This window comes from Bacteroides sp. AM44-19 (assembly GCF_003603395.1).
GTDB lineage: Bacteria > Bacteroidota > Bacteroidia > Bacteroidales > Bacteroidaceae > Bacteroides > Bacteroides uniformis.
On sequence record NZ_QTNB01000009.1, the window covers coordinates 36,191 to 55,795 of the forward strand.

A 19,605-nucleotide genomic window follows, 5' to 3' on the forward strand; every position below is an offset into this window, starting at 1 on the left:
AAGTTTAAATTAGTTCTTGTATTTTCTTTCTGTCTGTTTTGCTACTGGTGTTCAGCGGAAACTGTTCCAGGCAATGCATATGCTTGGGAATCATGTAGTAGGGAAGCCTGCTATACAGATATTCCTCCATCTGCTGTTTGTCGAGCTGTTTCTTCTCTACGACGAGATGTAGTTCGCACTGATTGCCGTTGTCGTATTTGGGAATGACGACTACACGGCATTCACCGTTGAAAAAGTTTTTTGCCACATGTTCAATCTCGCTCAGCTCGATGCGAAATCCTTGTATCTTTATCTGTGAGTCTTTTCGTCCGCAATAGATGATGTCACCGTCGGCATCCATCCGGCAGAGGTCTCCCGTCTTGTAGTATACTTTTCCATTGGCGGTCTCTACGAGGCATTCCCCGTTTTTTTCGGGAGCATTCCAGTATCCACCCATCACTTGATTGCCGCTAATCCATAGTTCGCCGGTTTCTCCGGTAGGCAGCGGGCGACCGTCGTTATCCATAATTAGGGCATCGATGCCTTCGAAAGGCCTTCCGATAGCGGTCATGCCGTTGTGATGCTTGCAGGAGGTGACGGGTATCCGGTAGGCAGTGCAGTAGATGGTTCCCTCTGTCGGTCCGTATAGGTTTATGAAAGAGGCATTGGGGACACATTTTCTGAAAGCATCCAACAGCTCCGCGTCAGAAGCCTCGGCAGTAACCACTAGATATCTAAGTGCGGGGAGGTGTATCTCCGGAAAATAGGGACGTAGCAGCTGGAGCAGTGAAGGGGCCACGGCAGCGAAGGTCAGGTCGTATTTTTCCAGAGTTTCAATTACGTTGATGTATTTCACGCCTTCCGGAGAAACGGTGTATATGCAAGCACCCAGCGTCAGCGGATATAGAAAGGATACGATGGAAACGTCAAAAGTGAGTTCGAACATCTGCAGCATCCGGTCGTTCTCGTCCAGTTGCCAGCCGAGGCGGTGGTAGGCGGTATAGAAAGCATTCAGGTTACGGCGGGAGATGGGTACTCCTTTGGGTTCGCCCGTGCTTCCGGAGGTAAAGATGATGTAGGCATTTTCCTCTTCTGCCGTATGGAGGATGTCTTCTGCGGCATGGAACGTGGCGGAGTTCTCTGCCTGCTCTATTTCGGAGGTACATATCAGTTCCAGATTCCGGGTGTCGAGGTTCAAGACATGGATATTCTCGGTATGCAGCACGAGGCGAATGCCTGCCGAGTCGGCAATTCTGTCGTTCCTATGTTTGGGGTAGGAAGGATGCAGGATGACGTATGTCTTTCCGCAAATCAGTGCAGATAGTATGGATGCGTATGTTTCCAGTCTGTTTTCTGCGACGATGCCGATAATTTTGTCTTCTCTGTCCTTGAATAGGGAGGATATTTTCTGTACGCAAGTTGCCAGCTCTCCATAAGTGCAGGCCGTGTCTTCGATGACGAATGCCGGTCGGTCGGCATATTTGCCGAAGGCTTTCATGATGTCGCCAATCAAGTCATTTGGATACTTTTTCATTTAGTCCGTTATGTTATAGTTCAGTTTTTGCGGAAGCGATGTTTGTCCGTCGTTCATTAAAGACAGTGGTTTCCCGCAATCTCCCTACCGGGAAATCCTTAAGATTTCTAAAAAAGGAGGGATACTGTTCGGAATAAAAGAAACAGAGGGGGCAAATACATACTCACCACAGGATAACACGGATTAACACTGCTAAAAGCTCTTTATTATCAGAACTCCTAAGGCAATCTGTGTTAATCCGTGTTATTCTGTGGTGAGTATGATATACTCTTCGGGCAAAATGGGTTTGCGAACAAAGTCCTTATTTTGCCCAGAACAGTTTGTGGTAGTAAGTGTCTTCGGCTGACACCTCTTTATAGTAGGGATTGTAGTTGACTTCCGTATTCGGGTATCTCCAGCGGTTCGGCACATTTGTGATGGTACCGGCCACTTCGGGGAAGGCCAGGCCGGACGGATAGCCGGTACGTCGGATATCACTCCATGCCTCACGACTGGCTAGGAAACCGAAATGCAGCCACTTTTGGGTAATGATAGCATCCAGCTTGTCTGCATATTCCGTGCTGTTCCATTTGGCAGCAGCGAAAGAGGCTGTTTCTTCGGCAGTGGGGGCATTATACCGGCGTGCGTTTTCACCCGTACTTACCGAGTCGTAATAGTAGTAAAGCGTGATGGACTGGCTGACAGCCTTTTTGAACTCTTCTTCCGCTTTTGCTTCATTCTTTGCCACTCCATACCCCATTTCATAGGATTCCGCTTTCAGGAAATGGATTTCGGGTGAGGCCATTATCAGCATGTCGAATTTATCGTTTTCCCAAAAGAAACCTTTCTGCGTGATTTGTGAGAAACCGGTGTTGCTGGTATTGACTTCGTCTTGTGCCTGCGAGTTGTAATATTCCGTCAGCTCATCTGCCACGGTAAGGTCTGTGCCCAGATAACGGTGTTCGTCCAATTGACCGGTGTTTTGGTTGGTAATCTTCACGGGATTGAAGTTGAGCAGGATGCGCGGGTCGTCTTCTCCTTTCACATAAACGCCGCTCAGTGGGTCATTGCTGGTCATATCATAGTTGCCATGGCCCAGCATGCGGTCGATGATGGCGCCCGAAGCAAGTCGGTTAGTTACCCAGTCACCCAGTCCGTGGCCTGCGGTGAAGTTCAGTTGCCCAGACTTCTGGTTGACAATGAGAATGTTGTTTTCTTGTTCCTCTATCAACGGATAGGCTGACGGATTTTCCAGGATTTCCTTGATGGCGGTACGGCCTTCCGCCTGCAAGTCTCCTTGCGCGGCTACGCGCATGGCAAGGCGCAGTCGCAAGGAGTTTGCATAGCGTTCCCATTTGTCCATGTCCCCGTTGTTGATAAAGTCTTGTGTATTGAAGTTCCTCGGTGTGGGGATGGAACGGAACCGTGGAGCAATTTCTTTGAGCTCATCAAGAATGGTTTTATAAATATCCTCGGCCTTGTCATAATGAGCATACGATTTACCTACATCGTTGGTAAGCGGCAGCGTACAAGCTTCCGAGAAAGGCATATCCCCGAAAACGTCCACTGTGGCGGCAAAGAAATCGTACAACTGTACTTTGGCGGCAAGATAGAATGCCTCGTCCTGGGCTTGTTCTGCCGCGCTTTCTTCCTCGTAGAGAGATTCCAGCTTACGGAACTGGGCCAGTGCCGAATACACATTGTCCCACTGTCCGTCAATAGCGGGTATATAGCCGGGGGTATACATATCCGTAGTGTTGGAGTAGCCGAAGGTTTGTGCATACTTGCCCGTAAACTGTGAATCGAATCCGAAGAACCGGTTGTATTCGTAAACATCATAGTCCTTTACTTTTTGGAAGACTCCTACCATCAGATTACTGATGGTGACTTGGGTTACTTTGGAGGGGTCTTCGTATTTGCTGTCGAAGTCATAATCCGTACAGCCTGATGTTGTCAGGAGGAATGCTCCCAATGAAACAAGAGATAATATCTTTGTCTTTTTCATACTCTTTTTTGTTTTTTGGATGGTTGTTTTGTCAGAAACTTGCACGAAGTGAAACACCGAAACTGCGGGTAGCTGTGGTAGAACTTCCCACGGTAGCCTGGTTGGCCCAGGATGTTCCGACGGACGACTCCGCATCGTAGTTTTTCAGTGCTTTGTAGAAGTAGAAGAGATTACGTCCGAAGACCGACACACTCAGCCGGCCCAGTCCCAGTTTGGAGATCATCTTTTCGGGAAATTGGTAGCCGATGGTCAATTCACGCAGTTTGACATAAGAATTGTCGAATACCGAATGGCGGTATGTCAGCTGTTCGGCCTCCGTTCCCCAATTATAGGTGGTGTTGTAGTAATAGCCTGCCGGAATGATACGTGTGTTTCTTTCGCCAGTGGAGGCCACTACACCCGGAAGGATGATGCCGTCGTGGTAGATTATCTCTCCGTTGGGGCCGGCACCCGTGGAAGGGTCTACTTGTACCGGAATTCCGCTGGAATTGTTGTCGCCCGGATAGTAATAGGATAGTCCGCCGTGTTCCGTATCACGGTACTTCAGGGATTCGGGTGTCAGACCCACTGCGGTGGCATATTGGTTCATTTCGTTGATGACATCTCCTCCGATACGGAAGTCGATACTGAAATCGAGGAATACATTCTTGTAGGAGAAAGAGTTGAATAGACCTCCTACGCCTGCCGGATTGATGTTGCCGACTTTCTGCAATTCGGTTTGGTTGAGGTAAAGACCTTTATCGGAAACGAGGTACTCACCGTTTTCGTTCACCTGGGGAACTTGCGCATAGATGTCACCCATTGGCTGGCCTTCCACAGCTTGTATTTTTATTCCACTGCCTCCGGAGTTGAGTATTTCCAGATAGGGCACTCCATCGGCCAGTTTCACCACTTTGTTCTTATATACACCATAGTTGGCTGTCAGGTCCCAGCGGAAATCTCTGGTCAGTATGGGAGTGGCACTGATTGATATATCCCAGCCGTGGTTGGCTACCTCGCCCACATTCATCAACACATTCTTTACGCCTGATGTGGAAGGTTGCGGCGTGGAGAGTATCTGGTCCTTTACACGGTTGTTGTAGTAGGATACATCTATACCCAACCGGTTGTTTAAGAACTTGCTTTCCAGACCTATCTCGTATTCGTACTTCTTTTCCGGACGGATATCTGCATTTCCCCATGAAGAGGGAATGGTGTTCCAAGTGAATCCGTTGTCCGAACCTTGCTCGTAGACGATATTGGCGGTATAGGTTTCAGGAGCATTTCCTACGATACCGTATGAGAGGCGCAGTTTTCCATAGTTCCACCATGACGGCATGTGAAAGGCTTGGGTGAAGAGGAAACTCAGATTGGTGGAAGGATAGAAAAAACTCTGGTCTTTTAGGGTAGACGAGCGTTCCTGGCGTCCGGTCAGTTCAAGGAATAGATAGTTGTCCCATCCCAGGCTCAGTGTACCCATATAGCCGGTTTTCAGTAGTTCCATACGTTGCAGGGTACTGCTTGGCGTGTAGCGGCTGGCATTGAGGTCGAACCAGTTTTCCGTGACAAGCCCGCCATTGGTGGAAACCCTGATATTGTTCATATTTTCGTAGCGTCCGGTCCAGCCTACGGTGGCGGCAATGTCGAAGCGGTTGATATTATAGTTGAAATTCAACATAACATCTCCATAAACGATGTCGTAACGGCGGTTGATGGACTGGAAGCTACCGTTGGGGTCGTATAGGGAATTGGGTTGTTCGCTTTCATATTTCAGTGTTTGCTTCACATCTGTGATATCAGTTGAAACCTGGGCACGTAGACTCAGCCAGTTGGTTATCTGCCAGGTGGGGCGAATCATACCGATGAGCCGGTTCTCTGTCTCGTCGCTATGGTGATGGTACATATTCCACAGCATGTTGTTCACTCCGGTGGCGTAACTGGGGTCGTAGGCCCATGATTCCTCAGGAGTCAGCGTGGCGTTTCCTCCGACAAAGGTATTACGGTATCCCAGACTGGTGACGTAGCTTTGTTTCAGATAGGGAATGTCCAGGAAGGTGGAGAACATGTTGCCGAAACCGCTGTATAGGTTGAGCGAGGTTTGCGGACGGTCTTCTACATTCTGTACGATGTAGTTAAGGGAGTATTCCAGTTTCAGCGGTTTCGCCAGTTGATACGAACCGGTCAGCTTGAAGTTGTGTTTAGTGAAGCTTCCGGTCAGGGCATTGGGGATCTCGTCCATGAATGTGTAGGAAAAGCGGTTGCTGGTGGTTTCCGTCCCTTGTGAGATGGCGAGATTGTAAGTCTGGGTCCAGCCGGTGCGAAACAACTCTTTCCACGGGTTGTCGGTCAATGCCTGGTAGGGGCGCATCTTCCCGTCCCAGTAAAGTACCTCGCTGCCGTCGTATTTCGGGCCGAAGGACAAGGTGGTGGAACGGAGGCTTTTGTAGCTTTGTCCGTTTAGGGTTCTCTGATAGAAGCCTCCCGTCTGTTTCTCATAATCGCTGTATGCGGTGTTGTAGGTTCCCGGCCCGTATACGGTCTGTACTTTTGGCAGATAAGCCGGTAAGTTTGCCATGACTTGGGCATTGAAGTCCACCGTCAGCTTGCCGCTTTTGGCGCGCTTGCTGGTGATGACTACCGCACCGTTTGCAGCCTCCGAGCCGTAGAGAGCTGTGGCGGAAGCTCCTTTCAGAATACTGAGGCTCTCGATGTCCTCTGGGTTGATGTCTACCAGACCATTGGAACGGATTTGTCCGTCGTTGCCGAATTCGGCGAAGTCCGTGCTTTTGCCCGTGCCGCCGTTGCGGATGGGTACACCGTCCAGAATGATGAGTGGCTGGTTATTTCCAGTGATGGAGGTCAGGCCGCGTACGTTGATGGAGACAGCTCCGGCAGAACCGCCTTGTGTCTGTGTGATGCGGACTCCCGGTGCTTTACCGTACATGGCAGAGGCAAAATTGGGTGCTCCTGCCTTTACCAATTCGTCTGCACTGATGGTACTGATGGCATAACCGACACGTTTCGTGTCTTTTTTGATGCCCATTGCCGTTACTACGACTTCTTTCAGTTGCTGGGTATCTTCGCTGAGTGTAATCTTCAGGTCGCCTTGCTTTTTTCGTTTTGCCAGGTTTATCTCCCGGGTGGCATAGCCCATGTAAGCGATAGAGAGTGTTGCATCTGCAGGAACGGTCAGTGTGAAGTTGCCGTCCACATCGGTAATGACGCCGTTGTTGGTACCTTTCTGTATGACGCTGGCACCGATAAGCGGTTCTCCTGTTACATCTCTCACAATGCCTTTAATGGTTCGGTTTTCTTGTGCGAAGGCTGTTCCGGTGAAAAGAAATGCTAATAACCAACTTGCAATAATCAAACTTTTTTGGAAGTGCGACGCTGAATGTGGAATGTCACACCGTTTTCTCATCCTGATTTTCATACTACTGAAAAATAATTGATTTATCTTATTATAAATGTTACGTCCTTTCGGTGGATATTTTAGCAAGAGGTATGCCAAACGAAAGGCAGACTATCCTTTTAAGGATGAATAATGTTGATAATCAATTGCTTATTTTCTATCGGGAAAAAGGGAAGTTCGGGTGTTTGTGGTGTGGAGATGTGGAAAAAATCCACAGTAGGTATTCCACAATTTCCCTCTCTTTCCTTGAAGTCTTGTTGTCGACCCTTATTGGTAGCCTTGTTCATCGGAGGTATGCTCTATCACTGCAATAAAATCTGGTACAGTTGCAGTGGTTGCATTTTCTTTTCAGGGTGGGAGTGTTTTTGACCTTTATCCGGGAAGGATTACTCGAACGAAAGAGCTATCAGCCTGCAGTTTGTGAGACTGATATTAAGCCAGTATAAGTCTGAGAATTACTTTCAAAATGTGACTACTATGGTTACTGTGGCAAATATAGTTATTCTTGATGGAAGAACTGATGTTTGGCGTAATAAGTATCTATGTTTGTGAGAGAAAGGATAGGGAGGGGGTACTCTTACTTTTAGGAAATTAATATCATGTTTGCACCTTATTTGTTTCGTGCAAACATGATATTAATAAATCTTAGTGGTTTATTTTACTTCCCACGTATCATTCGTCATCAATAATTCCTCGAAGTTGTGATACTTCTTCTTGGCAGACACCTCTTCGATTTGTTCATGAACGGCATCGTCGTAAGTAGGAGCTTCCACATCGCGGATAACACCGAGTGCAATCGGGAAGTCGGGACCTTCCATCAGGGCAAGCTTCAGTTGCAGGGTGTTGTCCATGCAGTGGGCATCGTGGATGAGGATATCCTTCTCTGTAATGCCGTTCTCACCGAGTTTCACGACTTTCAGACCAAAGCCTTCCTGCATCAGTCCGTATTCGTTGTTCTCGCCGAAGAGCATCGGTTCGCCGTGTTTTAAGTAGATGGCATTCTTGGCGCGGTCTTCCTTTTTGGCCACGGAGTCATGCGTACCGTTATTAAAGATAACGCAGTTCTGCAGAATCTCGCAAACGGATGCGCCCTTGTGGGCCATAGCTGCCTTCAATACTTCTACGGTCCCCGGAGCATCGGTAGCTACCGCGCGGGCAAAGAAACGGCCGCGGGCACCGAAGCAAAGCTCTGCCGGATGGAATGGATCTTCTACCGTACCGTAGGGAGACGACTTGCTGACGAAACCACGTGGAGAGGTCGGAGAATATTGACCTTTGGTCAGACCGTAGATGCGGTTGTTCAGCAGAATCATGTTTAGGTCGATGTTACGGCGTACGGCGTGGATGAAGTGATTACCGCCGATGGCCAGACCGTCACCGTCGCCGGAGATTTGCCATACCGTCAGGTTGGGATTGGCAACCTTGGCACCTGTAGAGATGGCAGCAGCACGTCCGTGGATGGTCTGCATCGCATACGTATTCATGTAATAGGGCAGACGGCTGGAGCAGCCGATACCTGAGATGACGGCATTCTCCCAAGGAGCTTTGCCAATTTCTGCCATTGCTTTGTGCAGTGAAGCCAGAAAGAAGTGGTCACCACAACCCGGACACCAACGGGGTTGTCCTTTTTTATAGTCTTTTGCTGTATATTCGCACATAATCTTTTTTAATTGATAGTTGATAATTGATAGTTGATAATTGGTGGCTGGTCATTGATAATCCGCATATTACGCATGGTTATTATCAATTGTCAACTGTCAATTATCAATTAATTTATTGAACGCTGCGACCAGCTCGGCAACGACGAACGGTTGTCCTTTGACTTCGTTGAACTGGTACGGGGTGAAGTTGTCTATCTTCATACGTAGATAACCTGCAAATTGTCCGAGATTCTGTTCGGCAACTACCACCTTCTTGTACTTCTTCAGAACGGTTTCCGTGTTCTTGGGGAGCGGATTCAGATAAGTGAAGTGGGCGAGGGCAACCTTCTTGCCTGCCTTGTTCATCTCTTCCATGGCCGAATACAAGTGGCCGTATGTGCCGCCGAAACCGACAATCAGCAAATCGGCATCGTCTGCACAGCCTTGCACTTCTACATCAGGTACGGGGATTTTGGCAACCTTCTCGGCACGCAGGTGGCACATCAAGTCATGGTTTTCGGGATCGGTGGAGATGGCACCGGTATTGCTGTCTTTCTCCAGACCGCCGAGGATGTGCATATAACCTTCTTGTCCGGGGATGGCCCAATAGCGGACACCTGTTTCGGGATTGCGTTTGTACGGAGTATAGTTGTCCTTCATTTCGGAAGTCACGTAGGGAGGGGTGATGGCGGGATAGTCTGCCAGTTTGGGCAGCTTCCAGGCGCCGGAGCCATTGGCTACAAAGCCGTCGGTCAGCAATACGACCGGGGTCATATGCTCCAGTGCAATTTTGCTTGCCATGTAGGCTGCGTCGAAACAGCTTGTGGGTGAAGAGGCGGCAATGACGGGCATTGGGCTTTCACCGTTGCGGCCGAACAATGCCTGCAACAAGTCTGTCTGCTCTGACTTGGTGGGCAGACCGGTAGAAGGACCGCCACGTTGCACGTCGAGCACAACCAGCGGAAGTTCTGTAATGACTGCCAGGTTCATGGCTTCCGATTTCAGGCAGACACCGGGACCGGAAGTGGAGGTCACAGCCAGCGCACCTGCAAAAGCGGCGCCGATAGAAGTGGCGCAACCGGAAATCTCGTCTTCGCACTGCACGGTCATCACGCCCAGAGACTTGTGCTTGGAGAGTTCGTGCAGTACATCGGTTGCCGGAGTAATGGGATAGGAGCCGAGGAATAGCTTCAAGCCAGCCTTTTCAGCTGCGGCGATGAAACCGTAAGCAGTCGCTTTGTTCCCCGTGATATCCATGTATCTGCCGGGAACGGTGGTTTTGCTTTCAATCTTATATGTGTGGGCTACGGAAGCATGGGTGTTGTGTCCATAGTCATATCCTGCATGGATGACCTTGATGTTTGCTTCGGCAATTTCGGGCTTTTTGGCGAATTTCTCGCGGATGAAATCTTCGGCTATCTTCAAGTCGCGGTTGAACAGCCAGCATACCAGGCCTACTGCAAACATATTGCGGCATTTCAGCATGGATTTGTTGTCCATTCCGGTGTCGGCAAGGCAGTCTTTCACCATCTTTGAGATGGGGGCGGCGATGACATCCTGCTTAATACCCATTTCCTCTATCGGATTATCGGTCTTGAAAGCGGCCTTTTCCAAATCTGACTTCTGGAAAGCATCTGTATCGATGATGATGCAAGCAGTGGATTTAGCAAACTTATATTGGGTTTTCAGTGCGGCGGCGTTCATCGCTACCAATACGTCGCATTTGTCACCCGGGGTATAGACTTTCTCTGCACCGATATGTACCTGAAAACCGGAAACACCGGTAAGTGAGCCTTGCGGGGCGCGGATATCTGCCGGATAGTCGGGGAATGTACTGATATCATTGCCCACGGTAGCCGAAACTGTTGAAAAGATGTTGCCGGCGAGCTGCATACCATCGCCGGAGTCTCCGGAGAAGCGGACTACCACTTGCTCCAGTTCTTTGACCATCATGTCGTTTGCCATAACTTACGAATTACTATAGATTAATTTTTGGGGGTTACTGTATTCTATCACTGACCGACAAATTTCGTAAAGTTAATCGGATTAACAAAACTTTTTTCGGAAAATCGACAGAATACATTATCTTTGCATCCGCAATCTACTGCAATATGCAGAATCTATGCAAAAGCCCTTGTAGTTCAACGGATAGAACAAGCGTTTCCTAAACGTTAAATAGCAGTTCGATTCTGCTCAGGGGTACAAAATAACAGATTTAGATAGTGTGGAGTTTCCGCAGAATCCGCAAAATAAGGCTACTTTTGCAGTAAGATGTTCTACAAATAAAGATATGGCTACATTTAAAGCGGAGGTTTTTTCGGTCCAATTCATCATCCATTACTGTCCGGTAAAAAATGAGCGAATAGCCTATAGCTATCCGCTCAGAAGTTATCTTGGTATTTTTTTCATTCGAACGTATTGAGATTTTGATAAAACATAAATAAGTTTTTATTCTGCTATAACTAACTCCTGCGAATGTTCTACTTCCACGCATTGACCTTTCCATTCAAGGGTAGCGTGGACTCCTTCCGGAAGCACAATCCGGGCATGCAAGGTTTGGCCCGTCTTTAGGTATGCTACAGAGATGCTACCCAACGGATGGGGTATGGAGCCTGATGCCTCCGACAGGTGACCAAGAGCAGGAGTCAGACGAACTTTGGCAAACCCCGGAGCGGCAGAGTGAATGCCCAACAACATACGATAGAACTCGATATTGAGATGGGCACTCCAGGCATGACAGTCGGAGCGCGACGGTTCGGGATTTTCTGCCCAGGTGGTGAGCCCGATGGCAAGCTGGTCTCGCCAGGGCTGCAGGGTATCGAGCAAGCGGTTGGCCATGCCGACCTTATCCATGGCTTGCTGTACGAAATAGCGGAAATAGAAAGTGGCTTGGATGAGTGTAGTATCATCAAGCATCTTGCGGCACACCTCTTGCGCTTCGTGTTCTTCAAGCACCTCAGCCAGTATGGCCAGGGCATTGACGTGTTGTGAATAAACATCGTGTTCAGGAGTATCGGCCAACAATCCGCGCGCGCTGTTCCAGTATTTGACTTTGATGGCGGCGGTTATCTGACGAGCTAAATCATGGTAATAATTTCCCAAAACTTCTAAGCCGAAAGCCTTTTCCATAGCGGCCTGTTCGCGCAGTGCCATAACAAACACCAGATTTTGATAGGCCGAGCTGCCGTCTTGACCGTAGTTGGGTTCTCCATAGTCGAAACCCATGGCCCAATCGGCAAAGAACCAATGGGGCATACGCGCCAGACTCTTGTCGGTCCGCAAGTATTCCTCGTAGCAGCCTATGATGTGACGAGCGGCGGGCAGGTATTGACGGAGCCACTGATGTCCGTCGCGCATCATCCAGTAGTCGTAGAGCATACCTATCCAACTGAGCGAATAGGAGGATATCATCTGTGGCGAGGCCGAAGGGTAACGGCTTTGTGTCAGCCCGTCGGCGGTCATCGACATGCGTCCCTGCTCGATGGCGTGCCGGGGCAGGAGTGTGTCGCGGGTGTTGTACAGGGTGAGCATGGCCTGAATCCGGGCGTCGCCAAAATATTGAAGCTGTTCGTAATAGGGGCAGTCCATATAGGTTTCGTTGGCACAGAGGCGGGCGGTGCGCCAGCCTATCTTCTCCATTTGCTCCAGTTCCCGACCTGCGCGCAGGTGACTCTCCTTCTTTAGCGGATAGGCCGTGAAGGTGGCTCCCAGGCATTCGATAGTTAATGCTTCGTCGGCTGTTTCCACCGTCAGTTCCAGATAACGCCAGGTACGCCACCAAAGTGTAGTCGTCTGCCGATGCGTACCCCCATCCATCAGGAACTGGTCTTTCACTCCCATCATAACTTTGCCTGTTGTCTCATCGCGATGTGGTTTGGTGGCATGCCAGATGTCGGGCATATCGGGATTGAACAGTGCCTCGGCGTAACATACTTCCACACTAGCCCCCTTGCCGCCTGAAGTGGTCAGGTGGAGATAGGCATTGGTGAGCGAGTCGCGATCAATCAATACCGACGTTCTTGTATGTGGAGCAACGGTCAGTGGCAAGTTGATATCGCCTGCCGACACCTCGCGCATCTCCATTTGTGGTATGGAGCGAGGCACAAGGAGGCGGCCTCCACGGTCGCGTGTACCCTTGTCGGCTGCCGCATCCAGGTTCCGGGCTTGCTTCCAATCGAATCCGGGGGCTTCTTGCTCTGTTTGCCATCCCCAGGGGTAGTTGTTGGCGTCAAACCGCTCACCGCGGTCGGCCGCATAGTAGCCGGGCACTACAAAGTCGTCGAGCGATGAATAGGATTCGCCCGTCAGCACCTGCCAATTCCAATCGGTGTTGAACACCGGGTCTGCTCCGTCGGCACATACCAATAGGGCAATCTCGTTGGTTCCCATTTGTGCCATCGGACGCTTCTCTCCATAGTTCCATACTACGGCTGCCAGGGTGTTTTTCCCTTGGCGAAGGTAGGGTGCGATATCCACCGTTTCGTAATTCCAGTTGCTGAGATCGCTGCGCGCCGGTCCCAGAGAAACAAGTACTCCATTGACAAAGAGTTTATACCTATTGTCTGCCGATACGCGTATCAGGTGCGCGTCGGGCACCGTGTTTAACTGCGCGCTTTTACGGAAATAGGCGACACGCAGATCCGCGCCCGATTTTTCTGCGTGGCAACCAATCCATACAGCCGGCCATACAGACGCGTCGCAGGATAGTGCCAGGCAAAGAGAAAATAAAACGAAAACACTCTTCTTCATATTCATCAGTTATCAGGTATATTTTCTTCTTCCCAGGTATAGTCTTCCGTGCAGTGGATGTTCACCGACTGGTCTCCGCAGGCGATATTGAATTCGCCAGCCTCGAGTGTCCACTTCTTGCCGGTTCCCATAAAGGCGAGGTCGCTTGCCTTGATGCGGAAAGTTACTGTTTTGCTTTCATCCGGGGCGAGTACAATCTTCTCGAACCCGCGCAGGCGGCGATTGTCGGGCATGAGCGAAGCATAGAGATCGGAAGCATAGAGCATTACTGTTTCCTTGCCCGCCATGGCGCCTGTGTTTTTTACATCGACTGTGAAAGTGAGCACATCGTCTTTCGTGAAACTATTCTTATCGGCACGGAGGTTGCTGTAGGTATAGGTGGTATAGCTCATACCGGCTCCAAACCACCACTGTTCGTAGGTCTTGGCATTATAGTCGTATACACCGCTGATGGTCTCGCGCACTTCGCTCGCCTTATAGTCGTAGTTGACCATTGCATTCGGCTGAGCGCTGTAGGTATATGGCAGACGGCCGGAGAAGTTTTCATTGCCCGCTAAGAGTTCGGCCAGCGCATCTCCTCCATAATTGCCAGGCAGCATGGTGTGTACTACGGCCTTTGCCAAAGGTTCGATGTCGCTGATGGCGCGTCCGCGCGACTCGTTCAGCACCAGGATGATGGGCTTGCCCGTAGCAGCCAGTGCCTTCACCAGATTTTTCTGATTGGTACTGAGATTGATATCGGCAATGTTGCCCCGGGTCTCGGCGTAGGTATTCTCTCCGATGCACACTATCACATAGTCGTTGTCGGCAGCAGCAGCCACGGCATCGCCGATATTATCGGCATGATCCATTGCCCAGCGTTTCGAGTCGTAACTCACGCCCTCTACCAATGTCACATGATTGCTTCCGAACTTGTTTCGCAGGGCTTCATAGATGGTATTGAAATGCCCGGTAAATTCCTCGCGGTCGGCACCGTCGCCCTGCCAGGTATAGCTCCAGCCGCCGTTGAGTGTACGCATGCTGTTGGCATTAGGTCCACATACCAGCAGTCGGGTGCCTTGCTTTATGGGCAATAAGCGACTTTGGCTGTCTACAGAGTCGTTCTTCAATAAAACGATGGATTCCAATGCGGCCTGCCGGCTGTATGCTGCAAACTCCTCACTACCGAATTTGGGATAATCTTTAGCAAAGGTGTTAGGCTGTTCGAAAAGTCCCACCCGGTGTTTCAGGCGCAGGATGCGTCGCACGGCATCGTCAATGCGTTCCATGCTGACGCCACCCTCTTCTACCAGTTCTTTGAGTAAGCCGTTGTAAGTGAATTGCGAGGGAACCATCATCATATCTACACCGGCATTGATGGCTAGCCGGATTGCCTCCTTGGCAGTAGGGACCACGCGGTCGCTGGTAACGGCTCCATCGATGTCTCCCCAGTCGGTTACCACCATTCCGTCCCAGCCAAGCCCTTCCTTGAGCCAGTCGGTGATAAATTCCCGGTTGACCGTGCCCTTCACTCCATTTACGTTGGAACTGTTGGTCATGATGCTTAAGGCTCCTTCCCGGATTCCCCGCAGAAAGGGCGCAAACTGCTTCTCGCGCAGTTCCTCGTAGCTCAATCTGGCCGGTGAACGATCCAGTCCGTTGTATGGTGCTCCGTAGGCAAAGTAATGCTTTAGGCAGCCTGCCACGTGGTATGCATCGATATGGTTAGGATTATCACCTTGCATGCCGCGAAGAGCGGCTGCCCCCATCTCGCTGGAGAGGAATACATCTTCGCCAAATGATTCATACTGCCGACTCCAGGCTTGCATTCTGCCGAGGTCGATACACGGGCCGTAAATCCAGGGTACATTACAGGCACGAGTCTCGTAGGCCACTATTTCGCCCATCTTATATACAAGGTCGCGGTTGAAAGTGGCCGCCATGTTGATGGCACCCGGGAAAAGCGTACCACCGGCGGAGTAGGTGGTGCCATGCATCTGGTCGAGACCATACACGGTGGGGATACCGAGATGTTTTATTGACACATTCTGAATGGTCTTTACCACCTGATTCCACATAGCAGGGGTCTGGGCGGTAGTTTGTGGCGCATTGAGAATGGAGCCGACTTTATATTTGCCCACTACGGAATCGAGCGCCGCCTCATCCAACCGGAAGGGAAGCTTCGACTGGATATCGTTGGACACCCAGTAGAGCCTCATTAGCTTTTCCCTGTTTTGCTTATCTTCGGGCGTTGTCAGTGCCAACTGGGCTGCATTGTGCTGCTTGTCGAGCCCAAAGCGGCGTAAGGTGTCGGCAAGTTCCTGCTCCGACATCCGGGCAAGCTTCTCCACGACGTAACGCGGGTCTCGATAGGTAATCATGCCTATCTCCAGTTCCACCATCTGCCCGATTTTCTCATCGAGGCTCATCTGCTCCAACAGTTTCTCTATCTTGGCTTCTATGGCGGCATCACGTGGCAACATGGGCGGTTGTTGCGCCACAGTGCTCCCGTAAGCCAGCAAGAAAAGTAGGCTAAATAAATATCTCATAGGAATAAATAATCTTTTATAATTAGAAATTGGTCAGCGCCTGAATACTTTCCTGATTCCATTTCTTTGTTTGGAGATCATAGAGGCCGAACAGCCCGCGGTATGCCCAGATGTGGCTGCTGAATCCGCGCAATTGGAACTGCTCTTGCATGAAGGAGAAGTAGCGGTTCATCGATTGCTGGTCGGCTTTGAGGCAGACACCGTATTCGCCGATGTTGAGCGGACGACTGCTCTGTTCGCTCCAGCGTTGGCAGAAGTCGAGGTCGCGAATAATGGGCGCCTTCTCATTTTCGGTTCCGTGCCACTCTACCTGATGTCCTACCATCGCACTCGGCACATACTCCAGATTCTGATGGGTGAAGGTATGAGGCAGGTAGTAGTGACCCTGAACGATGATATTCCATTCGTTTTCCGGGAATTTTAGTTCGCCCAGTGTCCAGGTCTGTCCCAGATTGGGAGTGCCTATAATCAGTGTACGGCCCGGGTTGGTCCGGCGGATGATGGCAATGAGTTCGGCATGCAGCTTGTTCAAACCATCGGCTCCAAGGCGCATGTTGGGTTCGTTTAGCAAGTCGAAGAAGAGCATGTCGTTGGGGTAATCCTTGTAATGCTCGGCAATCTGTGTCCAGAGCGACTTAATTCGGTCGAGGTTCTGTTCCCATGTGAGGTCAGGGTCGTCTTCGCCCATATTGATGGCCGGGTAGTAGTGTTGGTCGATGGAGACAGCGAGGTTGTTTTTCAAACACTGCTCAATGGTCCAGTCCATCTTTTGGAAGAAGTCCGCATCGATGGTATAGGGAGCCTCTTTGGCGCAGTGCTTCACCCAAGTCGTCGGGATACGTACGCTTTGGAATCCGGCTTCGGCAATGCCCTGGAAATCAGCTTCGGTCATGGGGGCATCGTTACCATCTACGGGGTTGGCATCCACATATCCATTCATGTTGAGCCCTCTACCCAGACGCTTGTTCCGTTCGAAGGGAATAGCCGCCTCTGCCGGAGCCTCTACCTTGGTGTCGAGCACGGAGATTACCTTGGTGGGATCCCGATAAAGATCCAGCATCAGATTTCCATGTGTCGAATTGGCATCTTCATACTTCTGCGGACGGGGAGCATACTGTTCCGGACCGAACACGATACCAATCTGCAGATGGTCTGCGCCATCGAAGAGGGCGATACCGCGATTCTCCATACCCATCTTAAGGTCGAAATGATAGCCATCGGCCTGGGGGGAAACTACATAGCCCACGGTCATGTTGGCAGCGGAGTTGGCCTCGCTGCTGATGGTGATGGTGCTGTCTTCGTTGAAGTGGACTACGCTGCGACAACCGTACTGCGAGGCATACCAAGTGCCGGTAAACGATGGTTTTTGGGTTTTGCCGGTGGTGCAGCCAACCAGCAACGCTACCGAGAGGAGTAAGAAAAGTATTTTTTTCATGATTATATTTTTTCAGTGTTAATTTTCAATTTACAGTCAGTTTTGCTTTGTTTACATGCTGACTATCATGTCCAATCATTATCTCGAAGTCGCCTGGCTCAACGGTCAGTTGCAACGCATGGTTGTAGTACTCCAGTTGCTTGCGGCCAATCTCAAACGATACGGTCTTGCTCTCGCCGGCTTTGAGACTGATTTTCTCGAAACCTTTCAGCTCCTTCACCGGGCGTGAACTGGTGGCATAGATGTCCCTTACATAGAGTTGTACCACCTCCTTGCCATCCCGTTTGCCGGTGTTGGTCACCGTCACCGATGCCTTCACCTGACCGTCGGCAGTCATCTCATTGTTTGATAGTGTGACGTCGCTGTATTCGAAGGTCGTGTAGCTCAATCCGTGCCCAAAAGCATAGAGTGGCCCGTGGATGCAGTCGAGATAGTTGCTGTTGAAGCGAGAATAGGCTGCACCATCCTGATGCGGACGTCCCGTGTTCTTGTGGTTGTAGTAGATAGGGCACTGACCCACGTTGCGCGGGAAAGAGGTGGACAGACGGGCACTCGGATTGACATCGCCAAAGACCACATCGGCCATGGCACGACCTGCCTGGTCGCCCAACGACCATGTATAAAGTATGGCATCGGCCAGCGGTTCGGTCTCGGTGAGCGCCAGCGGTCGGCCGGCGGTCAAGATGAGAATTACCGGCTTGCCGGTAGCCTTCAGCGCTTTGAGAAGTTCTACCTGCGGGAGCCCCAGGGTAATGTCGGAACGTGACACGCCTTCGCCGTTCATGTTGTTCAGCTCACCCAAGGCAGCCACCACCACATCGCTCCGGCGGGCCAGGGCCACAGCCTCTGCCACGAGTTGCTCGTTTGGACGAGTATGTACAGGTTTGATGACCTGTCCCGGCTTGTAGGCGCCCAGATATTGGTTGACCATATCTTGTTCCAGTTGCTTGTCTTCAAGCACCCAACAGCCTTCGGCGTATGTAACCGAACCGCCATGACCTGTTACAGCTTCTTGCATACCTTCCAAAAAAGTTACACAGCCATCGGCAAACCTGGAGAAGGACCAACTGCCCTGCATCTCTTTGGCTGCCACCGCAAACGGACCCACCAGGGCAATCTTGGCCGATTTGGAGAGAGGCAGCACATTGGCTTCATTCTTGAGCAACACCTGGCATTCTCTGGCTATCTCACGGCTGAGCTGACGCGCCTCATCGGTGTGAATCTCGCGCTGGTAACGCTGTAGATTCAGGTAGCGATAGGGGTCTTCAAAGAGTCCCAGCTTGTATTTGGCTTCCAACACCCGGCGACAAGCCACCTCAATATCTTTTTCCGATAAACGTCCCTGCTTGACGAGGTTCTCTAGATTGTCCATATAGGCACTTCCGTTGAGGTCCATATCTACCGAAGCCTCTATGGCCAGTGCAGTAACCTCCTCAATATCGCCTATGCCGTGGTTCACACATTCGTTGATGCCTTCATAATCGGAGGTGATGAATCCCTTGAATCCCCATTCTTCGCGCAACAGGTCGTTGAGCAGATAGCGGTTGATGTGTGCAGGGATACCCTCGAAATCGTTGAAAGAAGCCATAAAACTGCCGGCACCCTCGTAGGCAGATTCACGATAAGGTGGAAGGAATCCGTTAAGAGCCTCCTGGCGTCCCATGTTCACAATGTTGTAGTCGCGGCCACCCTCTACCGCTCCATAGAGCGCATAGTGTTTCACGCAGGCCATTACCGTGGTATTGTCGGCAAGGTCAGTACCCTGATAACCGCGTACCATTGCCTTGCCAAGTTCACCGCACAGAAAAGGGTCTTCTCCAAATGTTTCAGCAATGCGTCCCCAACGGGCATCCCGGCAGATATCCAGCATCGGCGAATAGACCCAGTTGATGCCGGAAGCCGTAGCCTCAAGGGAAGCAGCGCGGGCTCCCCGCTCTATCAGTTCCGGATTCCATGAGGTGGACATAGCTAGCGGTATAGGCTGCACCGTTTGCAAACCATGAATAACATCGTAGCCGAACATCAGTGGAATGCCCAGGCGACTCTTCTCTACTGCCAGTTTCTGTGCTGCCAGCAGATCTTCTGCCACATAGCTGCCATACATGGCGCCAAGTTTGCCATCGACTATGAGTTGTTCGCGGCTGTCGTTATCGTCAGATGCGTTGCCCGATACAAACGAAGGCACCGCCAGAAGATTCAACTGTCCTACCTTTTCTGTGAGCGTCATCTTTGCCATCAGGTCATCGATAAACGCATCCATCTCTCCATTAGCAGAGGGAGGGGGAGTATAACTGGTCAGAGTCAATACTCCACATGCTAAAGCAATCAATTTGCTATATTTCATCATATTCACTTAAATTTATTA

The 19,605-nt window shown here is 50.5% G+C and carries 9 protein-coding genes and 1 tRNA gene; 1 reads left to right on the forward strand and 9 read right to left on the reverse strand.

Annotated elements, in window-relative coordinates; translation table 11 throughout:
• Window positions 1–4 precede the first annotated feature (4 nt).
• The 5 genes from DW947_RS13975 to DW947_RS13995 form a co-directional block, all read right to left on the reverse strand.
• Complete coding sequence (locus tag DW947_RS13975; protein ID WP_008662567.1) at window positions 5–1,513, reverse strand: amino acid adenylation domain-containing protein; 1,509 nt, start codon at window positions 1,511–1,513, stop codon at window positions 5–7.
• Window positions 1,514–1,814: 301 nt separating this feature from the next.
• Entirely contained in the window at window positions 1,815–3,497 is a 1,683-nt protein-coding gene (locus tag DW947_RS13980) for a SusD/RagB family nutrient-binding outer membrane lipoprotein (RefSeq protein ID WP_008662569.1), read from the reverse strand.
• A gap of 31 nt (window positions 3,498–3,528) precedes the next feature.
• Window positions 3,529–6,909: a SusC/RagA family TonB-linked outer membrane protein gene (locus DW947_RS13985; RefSeq protein WP_374938690.1), complete on the reverse strand. Its 3,381-nt coding sequence runs from the start codon at window positions 6,907–6,909 to the stop codon at window positions 3,529–3,531.
• 632 nt (window positions 6,910–7,541) lie between these two features.
• Window positions 7,542–8,546: a 2-oxoacid:ferredoxin oxidoreductase subunit beta gene (locus DW947_RS13990; protein WP_005830701.1), complete on the reverse strand. Its 1,005-nt coding sequence runs from the start codon at window positions 8,544–8,546 to the stop codon at window positions 7,542–7,544.
• A 99-nt stretch (window positions 8,547–8,645) separates the two neighbouring features.
• Entirely contained in the window at window positions 8,646–10,493 is a 1,848-nt protein-coding gene (locus DW947_RS13995; protein WP_057256557.1) for a 2-oxoacid:acceptor oxidoreductase subunit alpha, read from the reverse strand.
• Window positions 10,494–10,658: 165 nt separating this feature from the next.
• On the opposite strand from DW947_RS13995, the gene DW947_RS14005 reads away from it, so the two are divergent.
• Window positions 10,659–10,730, forward strand: a tRNA-Arg gene (locus tag DW947_RS14005).
• Between the two features lie 246 nt (window positions 10,731–10,976).
• Here the strand turns inward: DW947_RS14005 and DW947_RS14010 are convergent.
• From DW947_RS14010 to bglX, 4 genes are read right to left on the reverse strand one after another with little or no spacing between them, the layout of a single operon-like run.
• Entirely contained in the window at window positions 10,977–13,277 is a 2,301-nt protein-coding gene (locus DW947_RS14010; protein WP_070101232.1) for an alpha-L-rhamnosidase C-terminal domain-containing protein, read from the reverse strand.
• A gap of 5 nt (window positions 13,278–13,282) precedes the next feature.
• Complete coding sequence (locus DW947_RS14015) at window positions 13,283–15,805, reverse strand: beta-glucosidase (RefSeq protein WP_057256555.1); 2,523 nt, start codon at window positions 15,803–15,805, stop codon at window positions 13,283–13,285.
• Window positions 15,806–15,827: 22 nt separating this feature from the next.
• Window positions 15,828–17,240 (reverse strand): glycoside hydrolase family 5 protein, encoded by a 1,413-nt coding sequence (locus DW947_RS14020; protein WP_057256554.1) that lies wholly within the window; start codon window positions 17,238–17,240, stop codon window positions 15,828–15,830.
• Window positions 17,241–17,265: 25 nt separating this feature from the next.
• Window positions 17,266–19,587, reverse strand: coding sequence for a beta-glucosidase BglX (gene bglX / locus DW947_RS14025; protein WP_057256553.1), 2,322 nt, complete (start codon window positions 19,585–19,587; stop codon window positions 17,266–17,268).
• Window positions 19,588–19,605 lie beyond the last annotated feature (18 nt).